Here is a 21,500-nt window from a genome sequence, read left to right on the forward strand (position 1 = left end):
TGCCTCTTTAACCGCTGCTGTACCGAGACTTGATCATGGACGACCGCCAATACACCCCTCCGGCCCGCCAACCTGCCGCTGCCCTGCAAACCCGCGACGCCTTCTGGGGCATGCCCAAGCGCGGCCTGGCGTTCCTGTTGGCCAACGTCATGTTCTGGCAACCGATGTGGGCCCAGGCGGACGGGATCGTGGTCAGCGCGCCGGGCACCAGCCTCGGTCAGGCGGGCAACGGCGTGCCCATCGTCAACATCGCCCAGCCCAACGGCAGCGGTCTGTCCCACAACCAGTTCAAGGATTACAACGTCGGCAGCAACGGCGTGATTCTCAACAACGCCACCAACCCCGCCCAGGCTACACAACTGGGCGGGATCATCCTCGGCAACCCGAACCTCAATGGCACGGCGGCCAGCGTCATCCTCAACGAAGTCAACGGCGGCAACCCCAGCCAACTGCGGGGCTACACCGAAGTGGCCGGGCAATCGGCCCATGTCATCGTCGCCAACCCCCATGGCATTACCTGCAATGGTTGCGGTTTTATCAACACGCCCAGGGCGACCCTGAGCACAGGTAAGCCGATCATCGAAAACGGCCAATTGAACCGCTACCAAGTGGATCAGGGCAGCGTCTCCATCGAAGGCGCGGGTCTTAACGCCAACAACGTTGATCGTTTCGAAATCATCACCCGCAGCGCCAAGATCAACGCCGAGATCCAGGCGAAAAACCTGACCATCGTCGCCGGGCGCAATGACGTCAATGCCGACACCTTGAGCGCCACCGCCCGTGCCGATGACGGCAGCACTAAACCCGAGCTGGCTATCGATTCTTCGGCCCTGGGCGGCATGTATGCCGGCGCCATCAAGTTGGTGGGCACCGAGGCCGGGGTTGGGGTGAAGCTGGATGGCAAGCTGATCGCCAGCGGCGGTGATATCCAGCTCGATGCCAATGGGCGATTGAGCCTGGCGGAGACCGCAGCAGCCGGTGCTATCAACATCCAGGCCAAGAGTCTGGAGGCCGGCGGTCAGGTGTATGCCGGCAGTCGCCTGGACGTGAAAACCCAGGGCGACCTGACCAGCCAGAAAAACCTGGTGGCGCGCGACAGCATTCGCCTGGACAGCGGCGGTACGCTCAGCAACAACGGCATCATCGAAGCCGGGGTCAATGCCGATAACAGCCGCAATACCACGGCGGACGTCACCCTCACTGCCAAGCAACTGAACAACGGCGGCAAAACCGTCATCGCCAGCCGCGACTTGAACGTCACGACCACTGCGGCGCTGAACAACCAGGGCGGTACGCTCAGTGGGCAGCGCAAGACCTCCGTCACCGGCAACGTGGTGGATAACCGCAACAAAGGCCGCATCCTCGGCAACACCGAACTGCACCTGAACGCCGGTCAAGTCCTCAACAGCCAGGGCGGCCTGATCAATAGCCAGGGCCTGCTGACGGCCAACCTGGGCCATCTGGAAAACAATGCCGGTGAATTATCGAGCCTGAACAGCGCGACGCTGATCCTCGGCAGCCTGGACAACCTGACCGGCCTGGTCATGACCGGCAAAAGCCTCGACATCACCAACACCGGCGCGATCAACAACCAGGGCGGTGAACTGTCCAGCCAAGGCGTTGTGACCGTGCGCACCGGCAGCCTGGATAACCGCAACAAAGGTACGGTTGCCGCCAATGGCAAGTTGCTGGTCAGCGCGACCGGCGCAGTAAAAAACACCGACAAGGGCCTGATCGCCAGCCGTGAGGGCACGCTCGAACTCGATGCCGCCAGCCTGGACAACGCCAAGGGCACGCTGCAAGGCAAGGGCCTGGTGACCGTGGATGTCGCGGGCGATATCGACAACCAGGGCGGCAGCATCATCGCCCAGGACGCCAACCTGGGTGTCTTCGCGACCAACCTGGACAACCGTGGCGGCGTGCTGTCCAGCGTCAAGGCCGCACTGGAGGCGCGCACCACCGGCGTGTTGAAAAATGGCTATGACGTGAACCGCCAGGGCGGCACGATCCAGGCCCAAGGACTGAACATCCAAGCCTTGGCCGGGCTGTTCAACGATGGCGGGCGCATGGCCGCGCAAGCGGGCGATATCGTGATCAGCAACGCGGGCGCGGATATCGACAATCGCAGCGGCGGGATGTATGCCTCCGGCAAGGTCTGGGTCATTGGCCGGGATCTGGACAACAGCGGCGGAGGGCAGATCAGCGCCAGTCGTATCGACCTTGACCTTTCGGGCGCGCTGAACAACAACGCGGGCATTATCGAAAGCCAGGACAGCCTGGATATTCTGGCCGCCAGCCTGAGCAACCAGAAAGGCCAACTGCGCACCCTGGGCCAGAACAGCACCACGGCGTTCAACATCGGTGGTTTGTTCGATAACAGCGACGGCACCCTTGAAACCGCCAGTCAAGATGTGGGCTTCGACACCGCCAGTGTCCAGAACGTGGGTGGCAAGCTGCTGCACACCGGCCTGGGACTGTTTGGCATCAGCCAAGCCAACCTGGGGCAGGCGGGTGGGCAACTGGTGACCTACGGCAACCTGACGGTGACGGCCGACAGCTGGACCAACAGCACCGCGATCCAGGCCGGGCACCTGGTGGTTCATGTCGACCAGTTGACCCAGATGTCCACCGGCCAGTTGCTCAGCGCCAACAGCATGGAAGGTCGTGGCAGCAACTGGCGCGTCGACGGCCTGATCGGCAGCGATGGGGCGATCGACCTGCAACTGACCGGCGCCTATGCCGGCAACGGCCGCTTGAGCAGTCTCGGCACCTTGGGCCTCAAGGCCGCGCTGATCAACCTGGAGCAAAACGGCAGCATCGTCGGTGGCGGCAGCACAAGCGTCGTGGTCGATGGTGTCCTCAACAGTTACGGTCGCCTGACCTCGGCGGCGGACATGAGCGTCACTGCCGCCACGATCAACAACTACGGCACCCTCGGCAGTGCCGGCGCGCTCGGCGTATCGACCGGCGACCTGCTCAACGAGCACGGGTTGATTTTCAGCGGCGGCAATACCAGCCTGCGCGTCAACAGCCTGACCAACCGCTATGCCGATATCTACAGCCTCGGTGATCTGAGCATCGATCGCGACGGCCTCGGCACCCGTGCCAGTCGCATCCTCAACAGCTCCGGCACGCTGCAGAGCGACGGCGACATGCGCCTGGCGGCCAGCACGATCGACAACGTCCGCGAGGTCTTGGCCACCCACGATGCAGGCATCTACACCGCCTCGATCAGGGAAGTGGCCTGTATCGAAGGGGTCAACGCCGGCGACTGCAGCGGCGGCAAGGAAAACCACGTCTGGCAGATCATCCAGCGCGACAAGTTCGAAGTCACCGCGGCCAGCGCCGCCTCCAGCATCACCACCGGCGGCAACCTGAATATCCAGGGCGACACCCTGACCAACCGGAGCAGCAGCATCGGCGTTGGCGGTGCATTGACTGCCAACCTCGTCAGCCTGAACAACATCGGCATCGAAACCGGCGAGACCGAAACCTCGCGCACTTTCATGTCCGAGCGTACGCGCAGCCCAGGTGGCTGGCGCGCCGCCGCCAATGACTTCACCAACAAATACTGGTTGCAGAGCCCAGGCTACAACGCCGATAACCTGGGTGGCCTCGAAGCAGCGATGAGCCGCTTCATCGGCATGACCGAACGTGAGGTCCCGCGGTTCCGCACCCAGACAAGTACTACCGATAACCAGACCTACGCCGCGATTATCCAGGCCGGCGGCGCAGTCGATGTCCGCACCTCGGGCAACACCGACAACAGCGTCGTGCGTGGCGGCTACAACTACGTCGGCGCCGGCCCGCGCACCGATACCCAGGCTGACAACGTTTTCTCCACCCGCGTCAGCGTCAATCGGCAACTGCCCCCGAACCTGACCCAGCAACAGGTCGATCCGCTGGCCCTGCCAGGTTTTGATTTGCCAACCGGGCAAAACGGCCTGTTCCGCATGAGCGGCGACGCCTCGACCACGCCGACCCAAGGCTCAGGCCTGACCCAAGTGCGCGGCCTGCCGGACAGCTCGTTCCGGACCAATCCGCAAAAGTACCTGATCGAGACCAACCCAGCGCTGACTGACATGCGCCGCTTCATGAGCTCGGACTACCTGCTGGCGAACCTGGGCTACGACCCGGACGTCGCCGCCAAGCGCCTGGGCGATGGTTTCTACGAACAACGCCTGATCCAGCAAGCCGTCATCGCCCGCACCGGCCAACGCTTCCTCGACGGCCAGACCTCCGATGACGGCATGTTCAAGTACCTGATGAACAACGCCATCGCCAGCAAGGACGCACTGAACCTGTCCCTGGGCGTGAGCCTCACCGCCGAACAAGTCGCGGCCCTGACCCACGACATCGTCTGGATGGAAACCCGGACGGTGAACAACGAGCAGGTGCTGGTGCCGGTGCTCTACCTGGCCCAGGCCAACAACCGCCTCGCGGCCAATGGCGCGCTGATCCAGGGCGCCGACGTCAGCCTGATCGCGGGTAAAAACCTGAACAACGCGGGCACCTTGCGTGCATCCAGCAACCTGAGGGCGACGGCTGGCGACAGCTTGGTCAACAGTGGGTTGATGGAAACGGGTGGCCGGCTGGATGCGTTGGCGAGTAATGACCTGACTAACAGGGCGGGCGGGGTTATTGCTGGGCGGGATGTCAGTGTCGTGGCCGTGGCCGGTGATTTGACCAACGAACGAACTATCACCACCCATGCCAGCAGCACCGGGTACAAGACCGAACAACGTGGCTTTGCCGACAGCGCGGCGCGGATTGAGGCGAGTCATGATCTGAGCGCGGGCGCTGGGCGGGATATCGCCAATGTTGGGGGCGTGCTCAAGAGTGGTAACGACACGAACTTGCAGGCGATGCGTGATGTGAACATCACTTCCGCCGAGCAGGTGGACAGCCATACGCAGGGCAGTAAACACCGGGACCAGACCATTACCCAGAATGGTTCCAGCGTAACGGCTGACCGCGAGCTGACGGTCACGGCCGGGCAGGACCTGAGGGTCGTTGCGAGCAACGTCATCGCCCAGACCCGCCTGGCGCTGACAGCCGGGCGCGATATCGCCATCGAGTCCGCGGCCAACGAAAGCCATCGCGCATCCCAAAGCAAAAAAGTCAAAAGCAGCAGCGATCTGGTTCGCCAGCAGTCGTCGCTTGTCCAGTCGGGAGGCGACCTTAGCGCCAAGGCGGGACAAGACCTGAGCCTGGTGGCCAGCCAGATGAAAGGCGCCAAGGATGTTGCCCTTGACGCCACGCGCGATATCAATCTGTTGTCCGCAACGGACGAAGCCGCTGAGTTCTATTCGAAGAAAAGCAAAGGCTCCTTTGGGCGCAGTAAAAGCGAACAACGGGAAAGTTATCACAGCACCAACATCGCATCCGTGGTGGAGGCGGGGCAGGACCTGACGGTCAATACCAGCCAAGCCGCCGCTGGCGGTGTCACGCTGGATGGCGGTCGTAACGTCACCGTGATCGGCAGTCAGTTGAAGGCCAGCAATGACCTGGTCGTCGGTGCCACGGGTGATGTGGCAGTGCTCTCGGGTGTTGAAGAGCACGGCTCCTACAGCAAGAAAACCAAATCGGGTTTCCTTGGCTTGTCCAAGAGCGGCAAGAGCGAGTTGAAGACCACGGCCTCCCAGGTAGCCAGTGAGCTGGAGGCCGGCAACGACGTGGTCATCGCGGCGGGCAACGACTTGCGCGTGCGGGCCAGTGAGACCTCTGCTGGCAATGATGTGGAACTGCGTGCGGGTCTGGTCAATGACAGTGGTGACATTAACCTCGTCTCGGCCAACGATACGGCTTATAGCCGGAGTGAGGAGTACAAGAAGAAAACTGGGCTTTCGGTGTCGGGTGGTTTCCTGTCCTTCGCTTCAGCCAAGAAGGCCGGACGCGAAGCCCAAAGCAGCACTAGCGTGGGTAGCCAAGTGAAGGCTGAACGCGACGCCGCTTTGCAGGCCGAGCGCGACATCAACGTCATTGGTAGCAGCATCAAGGCCGGCGGCAACGTCAGCCTGGACGCCGGACGCGATGTGAATGTCCTGGCCGCGCAGAACAGCCGTTCCGAGCAGGACTGGGAAAAGAACAAACAAGCCGGGATCGGTGTGTCTTCGGATGCCAACGGCATCAATTTCTTCGCCGGCGTGGACCGTACCAAAGAGAAAAACCGGCTGGAACAGCAAACCGCTGCCGCCAGCCAGATCAGTGCCGGTCAAAACCTGGCCGTCAACGCCAAGCGAGATATCACCCAGATCGGCTCAGACCTTGAGGCGTTCAACGATATCGACTTGACGGCCGGTCGCAATATCAAGATCGACGCTGCCCGCGAAATGCAACTGATCGAGCATCAACGCGAGAGCGAACGAAACGGCGCCAGCCTGAGCATGAACCACAACTACGGCCGAACCCGCGATGCCGTCAAAGGTGCCGGCCAGGGCGAAGACGGTGTCAGCAAGGCTTCCAGTACGTTGAAGGCGGTGGACGGCGTTTCCCAATTCGTTTCAGGCCCTACGTTCGACGCCAAGATTGGTAACAGCAAGCAGAGCACCAGTCAGCAGGTCATTGAACAGACCCGTCGCTCGTCGACGCTGAACGCAGGCAACGATCTGAACATGGCTGCCAACAACGATGTTCAGATCAGCGGCAGCCAATTGATCTCCGGTCGCGATATCAATGTCAAGGGACGCGATGTCACCCTCGATGCCGCCAAAGGCAGCTACGCCGAAGAGACTCGTGAGCGACAAAGTTGGGGCGGTATCCATGGTGGAACCAGCGGCGGCTTCAAGCTTGGCGTCGGTGGCAGCAATGGTATTGCCAGCGGCGACAGCGAACAGCAAACGTCGACGGTCACTTCCCTGGATGCGGCGCGGGACGTCAACCTGCAGGCGAGCAATGACCTGAACCTGATTGGAACTCAGGTCAAGGCTCAGCGTGATATCGACCTGCGCGCCACCAACAACCTGAACATTCGCGCCGCCCAGAACGACAGCGGCAGCGACAACACCCGCAAGAGCGGCGGCGGTGAGGTAGGCCTCAGCGTCGGCTCTGAAGGCGTCGGCATCTACGCCAGCGTCAATCTGGGCAGAGGCAACCTGGAGCGTGAAGCCCAGCGGCAACAACAGGCCTATCTGTACGCAGGTAATCGCCTGGGCTTCACCAGCGGCAAAGACACGAATATCGCCGGTGCGGACCTGCGTGGCAATGAAGTCATCGGCCGGGTTGGCCGCGACCTCAATGTTTCGTCGGTGCCTGATACGGGCAAGGTCGAAGGCAAGGAATTCGACCTCAGCGTGACAGTGACCGTGGGGCCGGGAGCAGGTGTCAGTGGTTCGGTCGGCTATGGCCAGACCACTGGCTCGACCGAATGGGTCGAGCAACAGACCCGCATCACCGGGCAGGACAAGGTCGACATCCGTACCGAAAACCACACCCAGCTCGACGGGGCGCTTATCGCTTCGGATACCGGCAAGCTCAAACTCGACACCGGCACGCTGGGCTTCAGCGACATCGCTGGCAAAGACAAGGAGCATGGCTATTACCTGAACGTCGGTGGCAGCTACTCCAAGGGGGGCGGCGGAGCCCAGGACAGTAGTCAGGTCGGCAAGGGCGAAAAGGACAAGAACGGCTGGAGTGTCGAAGGCTGGAACTATGAGAAGGACCGCCAACAGCTCGTACGCGCCACCGTGGGGGCGGGCGACGTCGTGGTGCGCAATGACGCCGGGACCGGAGCCGATTCGACCAAAGGCCTGAACCGCGACGTCGACAAAGCCTACGAAATCACCCGGGATGATGAACACCGTACAGACCTGTACGTGACCAAGTCTTCCGTGACGGCAGTTCTTACGCCGATTGAAACCGCCAAGGAGTGGACCAAGCAACTCCGCAGTTACGACGAAACTGCCAAGCAGAACTTCCAGCAAGCCGGTAACGACTTCAATGCGGCGGTCAACAAGATCGAGGCAGGGTTGGGGCGAAAAATGGATGCGGGTGCCTCGGCGATGGTGGGCGTCGATTTCGCCGAAGCGACTATGGAGGCGTTGATCATCGGTGGTCTGACGCGTGCTCAGGCCATGAAGACCATGGGGGATCCAAATTTCCAGGAGCGGGTGCTGGCTGAGGTAGGCGAGCTGGCTGGGGTGGACGTGAAGCGGGTCGAGGACATCAGCAATGAAATCCAGGCGTCTTCGTCCGCTGCAGAAGCCAAGGATAACTCAGGCATGGTTCTCCCCCCCACTGACGTAGTGGGCAATGAACAGAACCACAGCCTAGCCCAAGTCATTCTACGTAAATCCTCTGCGATCAATGAGTACATCGCAGAGCATGAGGACGAGAAGCAAGCCATCTCGATGGTTATCGCGATGGCACAAGGCCCTAAAGGCTTGGTGCAACTGGTTGTCATCAACGCGGCCTCTGAAACTGAGGCGGGTAAGGCACTGCTTGAAAAAACCGAACAAGCTAGCAAAGCCATAGGGAAAAAAATCGCGGATGAAATAGAAAATGATCCAATTTTCGAGACGGATGAATACCTGATCGGCGGCGGTCAGTTCATGGCCTCGGTGTTGACGGGGGTACTTTCGAAAAATAGAGGTTCGAAAGAGCCTACGTCTGTTGTGATAGCGGATGGGAAGGGGTCAAAAGGTCCGCTTGTTACTAGCCCAGCTACAGGAAACAAAGGGCCCTGCTGCTTTGCGGCCGGTACGATGGTCTCGACGCCACAGGGCGACCGAGCTATCGAAACATTGCAAGTCGGCGACGTGGTATGGAGCAAGCCGGAAAAAGGCGGCAAGCCCTTTGCGGCAGCGGTCCTCGCTACTCACCAGCGCAGCGGCCAGCCAATTTACCGCCTCAAACTCAAAAGCGTGCGTCACGATGGCGCCGTGCAAGGCGAAACACTGCTGGTTACGCCAAGCCATCCGTTTTACGTACCGGCCAAGCGCGACTTCATCCCTGTTATCGACCTGAAGCCTGGCGACTTGCTGCAATCGCTGGCCGACGGCGAGACGGAAGATACGTCGTCGGAAGTCGAGTCCCTGGAGCTTTACGCGCCAGTCGGCAAAACGTATAACCTGACAGTCGACATCGGCCACACGTTCTATGTGGGAGAGCTCAAGACTTGGGTGCATAACACTGGGCCTTGTGATCTGCCGGAGAGGAGCGGTGGTATAGGCGGTCCAAAAGGAGTGTCAGGTTCGTCACTAACCAGAGACGATTTGATTTCGGGCTTGCCAGCAGGTACTAAAATTACGCCAGAAAATGTGGTTGATATCCGTAGGTTGCCAGATGGTCGAACCGTCTGGTTGGAAAAGGGTACGGATGCCGCAGGATTGCAACACATCTACAAACGACACGAGGCCGACTTTGTGAGTAAAGGCATCTCACGGGATGACATTCCAAATGTCGTAATGAATGCTCTTGAGCGTGGGCAGGTTGTCGGGACCAATGGTTCGGCTAATGTTTATCGCGTCACGTACAATGGTACTGAGCAAAACATCGCAGTCGGGGTTGGCTCAAACGGCTTCGTAGTTCGAGCTAATCCCGTCAGCTCTTGGAAGCCATTGCCATGATCAGGTTAAGACTAACGAGCGAGTATTTGGCTGGACCAATATTCTGTCCAGAACCGGATAAAATGGGGCACGTTGATGTTGAAGGTCTGCCCCTTTCTCAAGAACTAAAGACAAAGGTCAGCGAGTGGGACCGTAAGTACCAATCAACGTTCAACAGTGATTATCCACCCGACTCTGGTTTTTCCTCGCCTGAGGCAGAGCTTCAGCATGCAGCGGAGGGGGAGCAACTGGCTAAAATGATACAACAAGAGTTACAAGGCAGTTATTCGGTGGAGTATTGTCCATAACCGATAATTAGTTGGTGCAAAAGGCACGTTTGCAGGGAAGAGCATCGAAGATTTGTCGAATGCGGGAAAACTGTTGGATCCAGCGGATAAGTCTGGACAGCTTTCGTTAGCTGGCCGAGCTCTTCAGAAATACGGTAGCCGTGAAGGCGGTGCGTTCCCAGGCGTTAAAGGAAGTCCTTCCGAAATTAACGCTCAAGGTCAAAAAAATAGCTGATGAAATTTTGAGCAATCCTGCGACAACTGTAACCTATAAGGATACGGGGAGATTTGGGAAGGTAATGGATATGATCGCTCCCGACGGTCGGTGGCTACGTTATGATGCTAATGGGAAATTTATTGGTCTATTGGAGCCGCCAAAACCATGAATCATTTATCTTCAATGATAACTAGCCCATCAGATCGTGAAAATTTGGTATTTGAGATATGGGCGGGAACTGACCAACTGGCTGAAGTATCCTGTGAGCCTGGCAGATCAGTCGAGATCGAAATTTATCCCCCTGTTGAAGGCGGGAGTTGGAGTTTTGAATTAGAAGAGTTCATGTCCCTTTTGAATCAGGCGGCTAAGCATTTGAATCATGCTTAAAAGAGTACGAAGACTGACTGGAATGGCAATTACTTAACCTTCTTTGGGGGCCATTCTTTCTGATCTCCTCCTTGGATTTATCAGCCAGTTCGACCCGGCGTGCGCTACGTGATCAGGAGCGGAGTTGTAGAGGGGCCAACAACTTTGAGTGGTTGCTATATCGACATATTTGAAGTGAATTCGTGAGGAAAAAGGGGACAGATTTATTTTATAATGTGCAGAGAGAGTCGATTCATTGGCTTGCTCGGTGTTCTAAAATAAATCTGTCCCCTTTTTTCCCAAAGCATAGCCTTAAACGCCGACGAGTGTTATCGCTATGGCGGCTGGGCCTGGAATACTGGCGTAGCGGACGCGGCTCAAACTCTCGAAAAACTTTGGAGAGACTAGAGGTACATCAAGAGACGCAGGCATTGGAATAGATTTGTGGGGATCCCTCAGGATCTGTCCCCTTTTTCGTGAAGAAAGTACGAATCGAATTGACGGGGAACCGCGATCGAGACTTTAAGTTGGCTAATCAATCTTCCGGTTATAAACGTACACCTGATAATTTTACTTGGCATCATCATCAGGAGTCTGGCTTGATGCAATTAATTCCTTCAGATTTACATGATGCTGTACGCCATACTGGTGGTGTGGCAACTTCTGGAATAAAACCGTATAAATAGGAGGTTTGTTGATATGATTGAAATAATAGAGCCTGGAAATTCCATCTCAGATGACGCAATGAAATTGCTAGAGAGCTTTATTGGGGTGACGTTGCCTAGAGAATATTACCAATTCTTATCTAGTAAAGGAGGAGGTTATCCTGAGCCAGATAGTTTCCGTTTTGTGGATAATGAGGATGGGTCATCTGTTCAACGGTTTTACGGTTTGAATAGGAGTGATACATATGATTTTGTCAGGAATCTTAACTTATATAGAGAGCGTATCCCCGAAGGATTTATAGCAATTGCATGTGACCCTGGAGGTAACCAAATTTGCTTGGGTATTAAAGGGGAGGTCAGAGGCAAGGTGTATTTTTGGGATCATGAATTAGAAAAGTGTGATGGGACAGAGTCTGATGATTCAAATATGACGCTGGTGTCGAGTAATTTTTCTGATTTTTTGAATGGGCTATATGAGCTTGACTTATAGAAAAAGGGGGCAGATTTATTTTATGAGATGCAGAGAGGGCAGGCTTATTAGCTTGCTCGGTGTATTCTAAAATAAATCTGTCCCCTTTTCGGGCGTGATTCTAAGCTTGTGGATGAAACTGTTCAAAAAATAGTGGAAAGAAATCGCACGATAGGGGTTATTAAATAATGAATACGTGGTCGGATTTTGTTCGGGCTCTTGGCCAAGATGAAGGTGGGCCAATGGTGACTGAGTTGTATCGGAAGGTAGGAGAGCCTCCAGCTATTTCAGAGACCCCGGATAGCTATAATGATCCCGAAGGGAAGACAAGATTTTATAAGTTTATTAAGTCCGGCTTGGAGCTAGGATTTCGCTCGGGGAAGTTAAACCACATTCATTTTTTTGTGCAGCGCCATGAGGGGTATTCTCCATACAAGGCAGATGTGCTTGGTCGTAAAGCTCAAACATGGCGTTTTCAAGATGTTATTGCAGAGTTAGGCCCGCCTGGTAAAGAGGCACTAGGTAGAGTTGATATGTTAATCGGTTATGTGCAGAAATGGCTAAAGTACGATTTTGAAACACACGCGCTACGCATGGAGTTTTCGGAAAATGGCCACTTGTGGAAAGCAACGCTTATGTCAAGTATTGCTCTGGGCTGAACAACAGGTTAAGGAACGAAAAGAGAACGAAAAGGGGACGAACGAAAAGGGGACAGATTTATTTTATGAGATGCAGAGCGAGCAGACTTGTTGGCTTGTTCGGTGTTCTAAAATAGATCTGCCCCCTTTTTGTTGTCAAGATAGAAACTTTAACAGTTCGGCGTATAAGGTTTATTATGAGAATAGAATGCGTGAGGCGTTGAATGATCCGTCGAGAACTATAGGGTCTACGACTGTAAAATTTAAGCGTGAAAATTCAGATTCGATAAGGCCGGATACTATGGAGTTGACCTATACTATCGATGGTATAACTCGAACGGTCTCCTTTGAAAATGAAGCTGGTAAAATTCCAGAGGTGAGTAATGGTTACTAAAGATTTAGAAATTGTGAAGGAAATATTTTCTTTAATTGATTCTGGAATAGTTTTGGGTTATGACTCTTTCTGTTATGAGGTTGAGGTGGGTGAAGGGTACATGGAGTCGGTGCTGACTGTTGAGAAGGATGGTGTTGAAGTAACCGATGCTGATACTGATTTTAATAGCTCCAAACTATACAGGTTGATAAAGGAATTGAAGGCAGAGGGCAAGGCTCGAGGTGAGGAATGGCTTTCTTTTTCAATATCCTATCGACGTGAGGGTGAGGTGAAAACGAAGTTTAATTACTGACGTTCAAATGCACAGTGCCGCGAAAAGGGGATTTATTTTATAAGGTGCAGAGAGTCGATTCATTGGCTTGCTCGGTGTTCTAAAATAAATCCCCCTTTTCCCCCTTTTCCCCCTTTTCCCCTCTACCAAATCTACTGCTGTAGAGGTGCCGCGAGATGTACATATTGCAGGCCTACGTATGGCGGAAAAAGTAAGGAAAAGGGGACAGATTTATTTTATGAGATGCAGAGTGTCCCCTTTTTTTGATCGGGGTGCCGAGGTCTTGGGAACCGTGATCGATTCCGGTCGTGGCGAAGGCATGGTTGTGTTGGCGCTGTTTGAGGAGATTTTGCGCAATTGTGGCGCAGTTCTTGACGAACTGCGCCACAGCTCTTCGCAGCAGAAGGATGGAGTCGCTCCCGACGATCGGGGCTACGTCATGGCCACAAATAAAACCAATGCTGCCCCGTTTAAATGGGAGGCATTGGGTTATTCGACCAACCTGGCAGGTTGACTCCCCAGCGCTTCCAGTCCTTCACCACATCATCGATGACAGCAGTGGCAGTGTCTCTAACGGATCGTGAAACGGGCGACCCCAAAGGTCGCCCGTTTTCATTTACTCAGCCGCCTGTGCCCGCAACCGTCTCCCAATCACATCCATCACATCACACCCATCGCGCAGCGATATCGTCAGCATTTTGCAAAAGTCGGAGAGCACCAGCGTGTCGGAGCTGATTTCCGAGCGGAATGCGATGTTTTCCAGCAGTTGAGTCACGGTGCGGATGCGGTAGTCGGCGGTTTCGAAGAGGACGTCGAGCGGGGCTTCGGTGTCGATGAGCAGGGTGGCGGGAGTGCAGTCGATGCCGGTGATGGGCATGTATCGGTTCATGGGTAGTACCTCATTCAATTGAAAGGAGCTACCTCGTTAATAGGGTCGCCAAACCCGAGTCGCCATTAGGACGACGACGGAATATAGGCCGCCTTGTCCGGGTGCTACAAGACGCCGCTTTCCGAGCTTGATGTAGGACGTTTAGCCTGTCAGCGGTGGTATTTCGTTACGTTGGTTTTGGGCTGCCAACGGTGGCTAGGGTTTGCTTCCGCTTGGGTGCGGAGCGTTCACAGAAGGGGCTGCTGCGCGGCCCAGCGGGAGCAAGCTCCCTCGCCACAGGGGATTTGAACAGCCTTTAGGTGGGTGAGCTGTCCAGAGGGGCGCCGTCGTTGATCTCCTGCTAGAAATCTGTAATTCGGAACAAGGCCGGGGTACCTCGTTTTCCGTCTCAACATCCTCTTCAGCAAGGCTCTTTTTTGTGCTTCCCTTATGGCCACTTTTCTCTTTCGCAGCCTGCCCAGCGCTCGCCCACTTCGGACTCACAGACCGTGCACAACCCCACCCGCAATGCGCTGATCGCCCAACTCGCCGATAACCCCGATGACATTGCCGCGCGAGCGTCGCTCTATCGCGATCTGCTCGACGCCGGAGAGGCGTCAGTGGAGGGTGTACGCGTTGCGGCAGGGCTGTGCGATCCGGCGGCTAACGTCGTGATTGCTCAATTGAACACCACGGCACATACCAATCGCCCCGGACCATTGCTGGCGCAGCTTCGCAACTTGCCGGTCGATCATCTGGAGTTGGATAACGCCGAGCCGGCGTGGTGCGATGCCCTGGCTGGGCTGCCCTTACGCACACTGGTGCTCAACAGCCCACGTTTCAGTTGCGATCCAAGTGTATGGCAACGCTTGCCAGACCTCGCTCTCGAGCGCCTGGAAATCAGCGGATTTTCCCGCGCCGATAACGCCACCAGCCTGCCTTCCCTCGAACGGCTGCGCCGGCTGACGTTAAGCACCTACGGTGAAGACTTCGACGACAAATTCTTCGAGCAACTCGGCAATAGCCCGCTGCAAGAACTGTCGCTGAACCGTTGCGATGACGTCACCGACGATGGCCTTCTCGGGCTGTCAAACCTCAGGTTGCGATCACTCACGTTGGAACGCGTCGGCGAGTTGACTTCCCGTGGGATGGCGCACTTATGCCGTCACCCTCTCGAGCAACTGTCCCTTGGCTGGAACGGTGCAATTCTGGAGGCCCCTGCATGCCTCTCCCACCTGAGCGCATTGCGCTCCCTGAGCCTGGATCAATGTTACGCAACGGACGCCACGCTGCACGCCATTGCGGATCTGCCCATCGAACGGCTTTCGCTCTCATCTTCGTATGTTGGTGAGGATGACCTTGAGGCCTTGGAAGGCATGCCGCTCGCCGACCTGGATCTCAAATCTTCACGGCAAGTGATCGAGCGGCTCGATGTGCTGCACTGTTTTCCACTGAAGCGCCTGGGGCTTTCCGATGTGCAAGGCATCGATGCAGATACGTTGAGCGATCTGCGTGGTTTGGAGTTGGAGTCCCTGGACCTGTCATTGAACGACCTCACTTGGAAGGAACTGAAACAACTCGCCGGCCTGCCACTGAAGCGACTGAAGCTCAGCTTTTGTCGCGGCGTGGATGGCAAGGTTCTGCGCAAGCTCGTCGAGCTGGGCTTGCCGTTGGAGCAACTTGAAATAAGCGGCCTGGACCTGCGCGATGCTGACCTGACCTGCCTGCGCGATCTGCCGCTGCGGCGCCTGGGTTTGTATGACAGCCCTTGGCTCACCGACGCCGGAGTGGCCCACCTTGTTCGGCTGCCGTTGAGTGATCTGACGATCTCGGCAGATCCCGGGGAGTCGCGGATTACGTCAGCCGCAGTGCCGCTGTTGGAGCAACTGCCGCTGCACACATTGGCGTTGCTGAACTGTTCCGGGATCAGTGCCGAGGGTTGGGATCGGCTGGCCAGGTTGCCAGCTCGCGTGATGGGGCCAGGTATATAGGCTGACGCTAGTCACTCATCGTCCTGGCGCAAAAAGCGCTTGCGGCAAACGCGTGGTGTCTTTGTATGCCCAACAAAAAGCCCAGCTATTTTGCTGGGCTCAAATTTCTGTTTTGTGCTGGTTATGCGCAGTGAGGAACCTTTTCCACTTCCCTGTGAATCTGTTCCCCTTTAGCAATCTCAGCTGTACGTAAATCATACGCAGTCTGCAGATTCAGCCAAAACTGCGCTGACGTTTCCAATGCGGCGGCCAGGCGCAAAGCAACATCGGCGCTGATGCTACGGCGCATCAAGACAATGTCATTTACGGTGGGGGCAGAAACGTGCAAAGCCCTCGCAAGCGCAGCCGCGGTAAGGCCAAGCGGTTCCAGATACTCTTCTTTGAGAATTTCTCCAGGGTGTACGGGTCTCATGCCATTCTTAAACATGATTCACCTCAGTGATAATCTACGATTTCTACATTTTCGGGGCCGTTGGCGCCCCAGACAAAACAGATCCGGTACTGACCGTTAACCCGGATGCTGTGCTGGCCTTCCCTGTCGCCATACAGCTGCTCCAACCTGTTTCCAGGAGGAGAGCGCAGGTCGTTGAGATCGACCGCAGCATCGAGCATGCCCAGCTTTCGTTCTGCCACTGAAAGGACGGCTGCCCAGCGCCGGGTTTTGCCGGTTTCAAAAAGAGCTTGGGTGTCGGCGCATCTGAAGCTTCTTATCATCTCTTAATGCTTAACGTTATGCGTTAAAGCGAGTCTACATCGTTTGCTGGGATACTCAACTGGTTGTTGGGACCTTCTGTCAGCAGGCTCAGCCCCTTGCGCTTCAGAACCAACTATTCAGATACAAAGTGGCAGTTGAATATTCTCTAAGTGCATGATTTTCGATGATTAATTTTTTGAAGTCGGAGGGTTTTAACCCCTCCGACGGTTTACGCCGTTCGATGACTGACCCGCATCAAGCCGAGCCCCATCATGAACGGCCAGCTCTTTACCAGTTGTAACTCAACTTAGCGGTCACTTCTCGACCCGGGTTGTAGTAGTTCGCAGTCCCCGAACCAACCACATGTTGCTCATCCAGCAGGTTACTGACGTTAATCGCCAGGTCAGTGCCTTTGAAGAGTTTGTAGTTGAAGGCCGCATCGAAGAGCGTCGTGCCATCGCTGGTGCCGGTGTTGGCGGCGTCGAAGTAATAGGAGCCCACATAACGTGCACCCAGGCCAACGCTGACATCGGTGTCGGGGATGTTGTAATAGCTCCACAGCGACGCCGAGTGTTTGGGGGCCGTGGCGAACTCATTCCCTTTGAGGGAACTGCCGTCGTACAAAGTACCGCGCAACACTTCGGACTCCATGTAGGAGTAGCCACCCACCAGGCTCAGGTTAGGGGTGAGCTCAGCCTTGGCTTCCAGGTCCAGGCCGCGTACCCGTGATTCGCCAACGGTTTGCTGCTCGATGACACCGCTGGGCAGTACGACGGCGATGCTGACATTTTCCTGGGTCAGGTCGTAGACGGCCGCTGAGAACAGCGCGTCCATGCCGATGGGCGCATATTTCACCCCCACTTCATATTGCCTGCCTGTCTTGGGGACCACGCCGACCGTGGGTGGTGAGACCGACTCGACCATGCTGACGTAGGTGGACACTTCGTCGTTGACGATATAGGTCAGCGCGCCGCGATAGGACGTTTCGGAGAAGTTATCCGACGCTTTTACGTTGTTGATGTCGGTACTGGACAGATCCAGCGAGTCGTTGCGCACACCGGCGGTGACGATGAAGCGCTCATAGAAGGACAGGTTCTGCTGCAGGAACACGGCCTTGGTTTTTGTGTCGAGCTTGTCGTTGCTATAAGGCGCTACGCCGCTAGGCACACCCGTGAACACCGGGTTGGCCAGGTCGATGGAGCCTGTCGTGGCATATACGGAGCGTTCCTCGGTCGAAGAATCACCGTACTCCACGCCCACCAACGTACTGCTGTCGATGTTTTCGAAGCGGGCATCGTATTGCAGCATCAAGTTGCCGTTCAGTTGCTCGGCGTCGCTGTCAGTGCCGAAGATATAACGCGGGACTGTGGTGCCGGTGCGGGTAGGGGAGTCGCTGAGGAACACATAGCCGAAATCATCGGTCAGTTCGCTGTAGCGCAGGTTGCTGCGCAACACGAAGCCATTGTCGAAATCATGACTGAAGGTGCCGCTGATGTTGGTGCGTTCGACATCGTGGAAGTTGTAGCTGGGCTCGCCGTAGAACTTGTCACGGTCGTATTCCTTGTCCAGCGGGTAGCCACCGCTGTTGGGCGAACTTTGGGTTTTCAGGTAATCCACGATCACCGAGGCCGAGGTGAAGTCCGTGGGGGACCAGGTCAGGCCGCCCATCAGGAACTTGTTGTCGTCCCGTGAGTGGTCGTACTCGCGATCGCTGTCTTGCATCTTTGCCGTGAAGCGACCGGCCACGGTTTTTTCTTCGTTCAGCGAGTCGCCGACATCGATCCCGGTTTCGACATGGTCGAAAGAACCGTAGGTGACGTAGCCCTGGCCGAACTTGTCGAAGCGCGGCTTCTTGCTGACAAAGTTCACCGAGCCGCCCGGGTCAGCCGGGCCGAACAGCGTCGAGTTGGCGCCGCGTATTACTTCAACGCGCTCATAGGCGAAAGGCTCCTCGCGCACACCGCGCATCGAACCCAGGGTCAGGCCGTCCCGATAGGTCGTGGCCTGGAAGCCGCGGATCTGGAAATAATCGTTGCGGTCGTCAGTGCCGTAATAGTCGGTGATGACCCCGGGCGTGTATTGCAGCAGCTCTTCGGTCGTGCTCGCGCTGCGTTGCTTCATTTCCTTGTCGGTGACCACGGAAACCGAGGCGGGCGTGTTGAGGATGCTGGTGGCCACCTTGCCGCCGACCCAGAGTTCCTGGGCCACCACCGAGTTGGGGTCTTCGGTGCCATCGGCCCTGGCCTTGGCATTGACGAGGATAGGCGCAAGGCGATACTCCTCGAGTTCGGCATCTGCCTTGGTTTGCGGCGTCAGTAAGTAAGCGTTCGGACCTTGCTGCTGTATCGCTATGTCGCTCCCCTGCAACAACGATGACAGCGCTTCGGACGTATCGAGTGTGCCGCTCACGCCCCGGGTATTGCGGTTCGCTACGCTTGAAGCGTCGAAGGAAAGGCTGATACCCGCCTCGCGGGCAAAGCGGTCAAGCGCCGGTGCCAGGGGCCCGGCGGGAATGTTCCACGGGTGCACCTGGTGGGTCTGCTCAACGGTCGAGGGCTGCGCCAGGGTGGGTAGCGCATAGCTGCTGACGATGACGCCGAAGATCGCACCGTGGATGGCACGATTCAGTAGATGACGCTGGGGAACCGGGGACGCACTCATTGACTCGCTCCGTAAAAGGGGATCGGCAGATCGGCCTGTAGGTCGGCCTTTTCTTACATGCCGAACGAGAATGAGAAATCACCTCATTTTTATTTGATGTTGAGTGCGACGAAGAAAACCCTTAGCTGGCGGCGCTCAACGTCACCCAATATTGGGTTCGATAGTCGATCCGCAGGTGCAGTGACTGCGCAACCAATGCCAATACCTGGTCGGTGTCGGCGAGCTGAAAGGTGCCGGAAACCCGCAGGCCCGAGACTTCCTCGGCGCAGCGCAACAGGCCGGGGCGATAGCGCGACAAGGCCCCAATGAAATCACCGAGGCGCATATGGCGTGCGCTGATCACCCCATCGCTCCAGCTCCATACATCCAGGCCGTTATCCTTGAACTCACGAACGCCATTTGAGGTGAACAGCCGCTGATTATCGGCCTGGACCGTGTTGTTATCCGCAAGGGTTTGAGTGGATCCAGGAAATACGCTGACTGCGCCGCGCTGCACCGAGATGAGGGTCCCGTCGTCACGCTCATACGCGAGGAACCGGGCATTCAGCGTGCTTATCAATCCGTCGCGGGTTTGTACCCAGAAAGGACGCGGTTGAGCCGAGCCTGCGTCCGCACCGGTGTTCACGATGATTTCGCCGCGCCGCAGAACGATCAGGCGCCGCTGTTCGTTGAAATAGCTGTCGACCGCACTGTCGCTGTTGAGCTGGATAAGGCTGCCATCATCGAGTTGGAAGCGCTTCTGTTCGCCGGTCTTGCTGTGCTGCTGGGCCAGCATGGCCGGCAGCGGCGTGTAGTCGCGGCCCAGCCAGGCCGCGCCACCCAACGTGGCCAATGCACCCAGTAGCTTCAGGCTTTGGCGCCGATGCAGGCCTGAGCGGGCGCCCTTGAGGGTGTGCCGGGCCAAATCAGGTGGCACGCCCGCGAAGTCATCGCCAAGCGCTTCCACACGCTGCCACGCTAACCGATGTTCCGCACGCTGCTGCAGCCAGTGCTCGAACGTGCGCTGGGTTTGCTCATCGGCAGGATTGAAGCGCAGGCGCACCAGCCAGTGGATCGCTTGGTCGACCACCGCCGGATCCAGCGCTTGCGCTTCACTGTTCGGCATAACGCAAGCGATAGCAGTGTTGCAGGGCCTTGGCCAAGTCGCGTTCCACCGTAGAGCGGGAAACGCAGAGTTTTTCGGCTATTTGCAGGCAGGTCAGGCCGTCCAGCTGAGCGAGTAGAAAGGCCTCGCGAACTCTCGGTTTAAGCAGGTCCAGCAGGCGGTCGATCCGCTCGAGGCTGTCAAGAATCAGCAAGCGTTCTTCTTCAGAGGGGGCCGCTTGTGGAGGGAGCAGCGCGAGGCTCTCGAAGTAGGCGCGTTCGAGCTCGCGACGGCGATACCGATCGATCATCAGTCCCCGGGCAATACTGCTCAGATAAGCCCGGGGTTCGCGCAAAGGGCTCAATTGACGCGATTTGAGCAGACGTACAAAGGTGTCCTGCGCCAGGTCCGCTGCGCTTTCGTGACAGCCGATGCGCCGGCTCAGCCAGCTGTGCAACCAGGAATGGTGGCTGCGATAGAGCAGCGCGAGATCGGCATTGCCCAGAGTGTCGTTGCTGCGCATCAGCATCTCGGAAAATACATAATTGATAATGAATCGCATTATATTCAGGCCGAGGACGTTAGAGCAAATGCCCTCTTGCGGCGGGCCATCGTATGATCGGTACTGTGCGCGGCCCCGCTCGATGTACCGGTCTCCTCGCTATCACCTCCATGGGGCACCCTCACCCATCGGGCCAAATTGAGCCTCAAAGGGGAATGTGGGTGGTCGACAAGACCTGGCGCAACCCCATGAACGAGCGAATCTGACGAACCCCAGGCAGGTAAAGCAATTGCTCCGCATGGAGCCGGTTGAAGCTGTTGCTGTCCTTGGTTCGTATCAACATGAAGTAGTCGAATTCCCCCGTCACCACATGGCACTCCATGCAGCCGGAGACTTTTTGGGCGGCCGCCTCGAATGCGGCGAAGGACTCCGGTGTGGAGCGGTCCAGCACCACGCCGATCAAGACCACCATCCCCGCATCCAGCGCTTCATTGTCCAGCAGTGCGACGATGTCCTTGATCAGGCCGGCCTGCTTGAGCCGTTCGACGCGTCTCAGGCAAGCCGGTGCGCTCAATTTCACCTTCTCCGCAAGCGCCACGTTGGAGATGGAAGCATCTCGCTGCAGGGTCTTGAGAATGGCGCGGTCGGTTCGATCCAGCGGCTGCGGCACTGACACTGGTTCGGTTGGCTTCTTGCGAGTATTTATTGCGTTCATATGAGTTTCTACGCAGTAAAGGTGTGTTTTATGATTTTATCTAAAAATTATGTTTCTTTAATTGCTAATAATTTGCAATACATATTTTTCGATTTCTTCTTAGTATTGAACTCATCGAAGCCCCCCTGAAAGA

At 56.7% G+C, this 21,500-nt stretch carries 17 protein-coding genes; 10 read left to right on the plus strand and 7 right to left on the minus strand.

Annotated elements, in window-relative coordinates; translation table 11 throughout:
* The first annotated feature begins 35 nt into the window (after window positions 1–35).
* From LOY70_RS03695 to LOY70_RS03730, 9 genes are all read left to right on the plus strand, one after another.
* On the plus strand, window positions 36–9,566 hold the full coding sequence (locus tag LOY70_RS03695) for a hemagglutinin repeat-containing protein (RefSeq protein WP_265033416.1): 9,531 nt from the start codon (window positions 36–38) through the stop codon (window positions 9,564–9,566).
* The gene (locus LOY70_RS03700) at window positions 9,563–9,853 is read left to right on the plus strand and encodes a hypothetical protein (protein ID WP_265033418.1); all 291 of its coding nucleotides are present in this window, start codon (window positions 9,563–9,565) and stop codon (window positions 9,851–9,853) included. Before LOY70_RS03695 ends, LOY70_RS03700 begins: the two co-directional genes overlap by 4 nt.
* 140 nt (window positions 9,854–9,993) lie before the next feature.
* A complete protein-coding gene (locus LOY70_RS03705; protein WP_265033420.1) occupies window positions 9,994–10,218 on the plus strand; it encodes a hypothetical protein in 225 nt (74 codons plus the stop codon).
* The gene (locus LOY70_RS03710) at window positions 10,215–10,436 is read left to right on the plus strand and encodes a hypothetical protein (protein WP_265033422.1); all 222 of its coding nucleotides are present in this window, start codon (window positions 10,215–10,217) and stop codon (window positions 10,434–10,436) included. Before LOY70_RS03705 ends, LOY70_RS03710 begins: the two co-directional genes overlap by 4 nt.
* A 455-nt stretch (window positions 10,437–10,891) precedes the next feature.
* Window positions 10,892–11,101, plus strand: coding sequence for an HNH endonuclease (locus tag LOY70_RS30085; protein ID WP_413776625.1), 210 nt, complete (start codon window positions 10,892–10,894; stop codon window positions 11,099–11,101).
* A 13-nt stretch (window positions 11,102–11,114) separates the two neighbouring features.
* Window positions 11,115–11,570 carry an SMI1/KNR4 family protein gene (locus LOY70_RS03715; protein ID WP_265033423.1) on the plus strand — a complete coding sequence of 152 codons (456 nt, stop codon included), beginning with the start codon at window positions 11,115–11,117 and terminating at the stop codon, window positions 11,568–11,570.
* A 167-nt stretch (window positions 11,571–11,737) separates the two neighbouring features.
* Window positions 11,738–12,208, plus strand: coding sequence for a hypothetical protein (locus LOY70_RS03720; RefSeq protein ID WP_265033425.1), 471 nt, complete (start codon window positions 11,738–11,740; stop codon window positions 12,206–12,208).
* 362 nt (window positions 12,209–12,570) lie between these two features.
* On the plus strand, window positions 12,571–12,873 hold the full coding sequence (locus LOY70_RS03725) for a DUF600 family protein (RefSeq protein WP_025211724.1): 303 nt from the start codon (window positions 12,571–12,573) through the stop codon (window positions 12,871–12,873).
* Window positions 12,874–13,102: 229 nt separating this feature from the next.
* Window positions 13,103–13,366, plus strand: a complete 264-nt coding sequence (locus LOY70_RS03730; RefSeq protein ID WP_265033429.1) for a hypothetical protein — start codon at window positions 13,103–13,105, stop codon at window positions 13,364–13,366.
* 102 nt (window positions 13,367–13,468) lie between these two features.
* On the opposite strand, the gene LOY70_RS03735 is transcribed toward LOY70_RS03730, so the two are convergent.
* The gene (locus LOY70_RS03735) at window positions 13,469–13,741 is read right to left on the minus strand and encodes a hypothetical protein (protein WP_265033431.1); all 273 of its coding nucleotides are present in this window, start codon (window positions 13,739–13,741) and stop codon (window positions 13,469–13,471) included.
* A gap of 488 nt (window positions 13,742–14,229) precedes the next feature.
* Between LOY70_RS03735 and LOY70_RS03740 the strand changes: the two genes are divergently transcribed.
* On the plus strand, window positions 14,230–15,711 hold the full coding sequence (locus LOY70_RS03740; RefSeq protein ID WP_265033433.1) for a leucine-rich repeat domain-containing protein: 1,482 nt from the start codon (window positions 14,230–14,232) through the stop codon (window positions 15,709–15,711).
* Between the two features lie 121 nt (window positions 15,712–15,832).
* Here the strand turns inward: LOY70_RS03740 and LOY70_RS03745 are convergent, their stop codons facing one another.
* From LOY70_RS03745 to LOY70_RS03770, 6 genes are all read right to left on the minus strand, one after another.
* Complete coding sequence (locus tag LOY70_RS03745; protein WP_025211727.1) at window positions 15,833–16,138, minus strand: HigA family addiction module antitoxin; 306 nt, start codon at window positions 16,136–16,138, stop codon at window positions 15,833–15,835.
* Window positions 16,139–16,146: 8 nt separating this feature from the next.
* Window positions 16,147–16,425, minus strand: a complete 279-nt coding sequence (locus tag LOY70_RS03750) for a type II toxin-antitoxin system RelE/ParE family toxin (RefSeq protein ID WP_092462993.1) — start codon at window positions 16,423–16,425, stop codon at window positions 16,147–16,149.
* A gap of 268 nt (window positions 16,426–16,693) precedes the next feature.
* The gene (locus LOY70_RS03755; RefSeq protein WP_265033436.1) at window positions 16,694–19,066 is read right to left on the minus strand and encodes a TonB-dependent siderophore receptor; all 2,373 of its coding nucleotides are present in this window, start codon (window positions 19,064–19,066) and stop codon (window positions 16,694–16,696) included.
* Between the two features lie 121 nt (window positions 19,067–19,187).
* Complete coding sequence (locus LOY70_RS03760; protein ID WP_265033438.1) at window positions 19,188–20,171, minus strand: DUF4880 domain-containing protein; 984 nt, start codon at window positions 20,169–20,171, stop codon at window positions 19,188–19,190.
* Window positions 20,158–20,673, minus strand: coding sequence for a sigma-70 family RNA polymerase sigma factor (locus tag LOY70_RS03765; RefSeq protein ID WP_025211730.1), 516 nt, complete (start codon window positions 20,671–20,673; stop codon window positions 20,158–20,160). Before LOY70_RS03765 ends, LOY70_RS03760 begins: the two co-directional genes overlap by 14 nt.
* Before the next feature lie 184 nt (window positions 20,674–20,857).
* On the minus strand, window positions 20,858–21,367 hold the full coding sequence (locus LOY70_RS03770; RefSeq protein WP_265033441.1) for an Lrp/AsnC family transcriptional regulator: 510 nt from the start codon (window positions 21,365–21,367) through the stop codon (window positions 20,858–20,860).
* Window positions 21,368–21,500 lie beyond the last annotated feature (133 nt).

Origin of the sequence: Pseudomonas sp. B21-054, from assembly GCF_026016345.1 — a bacterium.
In the GTDB taxonomy this organism is placed as follows: Bacteria; Pseudomonadota; Gammaproteobacteria; order Pseudomonadales; family Pseudomonadaceae; genus Aquipseudomonas.

Excerpts from the sequence above, each read along its gene's own strand:
- LOY70_RS03770 (WP_265033441.1), bottom strand. The coding sequence starts at position 21,367 with ATGAACGCAATAAATACTCGCAAGAAGCCAACCGAACCAGTGTCAGTG.
- LOY70_RS03750 (WP_092462993.1), bottom strand. The coding sequence starts at position 16,425 with ATGATAAGAAGCTTCAGATGCGCCGACACCCAAGCTCTTTTTGAAACC.
- LOY70_RS03760 (WP_265033438.1), bottom strand. The coding sequence starts at position 20,171 with ATGCCGAACAGTGAAGCGCAAGCGCTGGATCCGGCGGTGGTCGACCAA.
- LOY70_RS03710 (WP_265033422.1), top strand. The coding sequence starts at position 10,215 with ATGAATCATTTATCTTCAATGATAACTAGCCCATCAGATCGTGAAAAT.
- LOY70_RS03735 (WP_265033431.1), bottom strand. The coding sequence starts at position 13,741 with ATGAACCGATACATGCCCATCACCGGCATCGACTGCACTCCCGCCACC.
- LOY70_RS03720 (WP_265033425.1), top strand. The coding sequence starts at position 11,738 with ATGAATACGTGGTCGGATTTTGTTCGGGCTCTTGGCCAAGATGAAGGT.
- LOY70_RS03755 (WP_265033436.1), bottom strand. The coding sequence starts at position 19,066 with ATGAGTGCGTCCCCGGTTCCCCAGCGTCATCTACTGAATCGTGCCATC.
- LOY70_RS03765 (WP_025211730.1), bottom strand. The coding sequence starts at position 20,673 with ATGCGCAGCAACGACACTCTGGGCAATGCCGATCTCGCGCTGCTCTAT.
- LOY70_RS03745 (WP_025211727.1), bottom strand. The coding sequence starts at position 16,138 with ATGTTTAAGAATGGCATGAGACCCGTACACCCTGGAGAAATTCTCAAA.
- LOY70_RS03715 (WP_265033423.1), top strand. The coding sequence starts at position 11,115 with ATGATTGAAATAATAGAGCCTGGAAATTCCATCTCAGATGACGCAATG.
- LOY70_RS03700 (WP_265033418.1), top strand. The coding sequence starts at position 9,563 with ATGATCAGGTTAAGACTAACGAGCGAGTATTTGGCTGGACCAATATTC.
- LOY70_RS03695 (WP_265033416.1), top strand. The coding sequence starts at position 36 with ATGGACGACCGCCAATACACCCCTCCGGCCCGCCAACCTGCCGCTGCC.
- LOY70_RS03725 (WP_025211724.1), top strand. The coding sequence starts at position 12,571 with ATGGTTACTAAAGATTTAGAAATTGTGAAGGAAATATTTTCTTTAATT.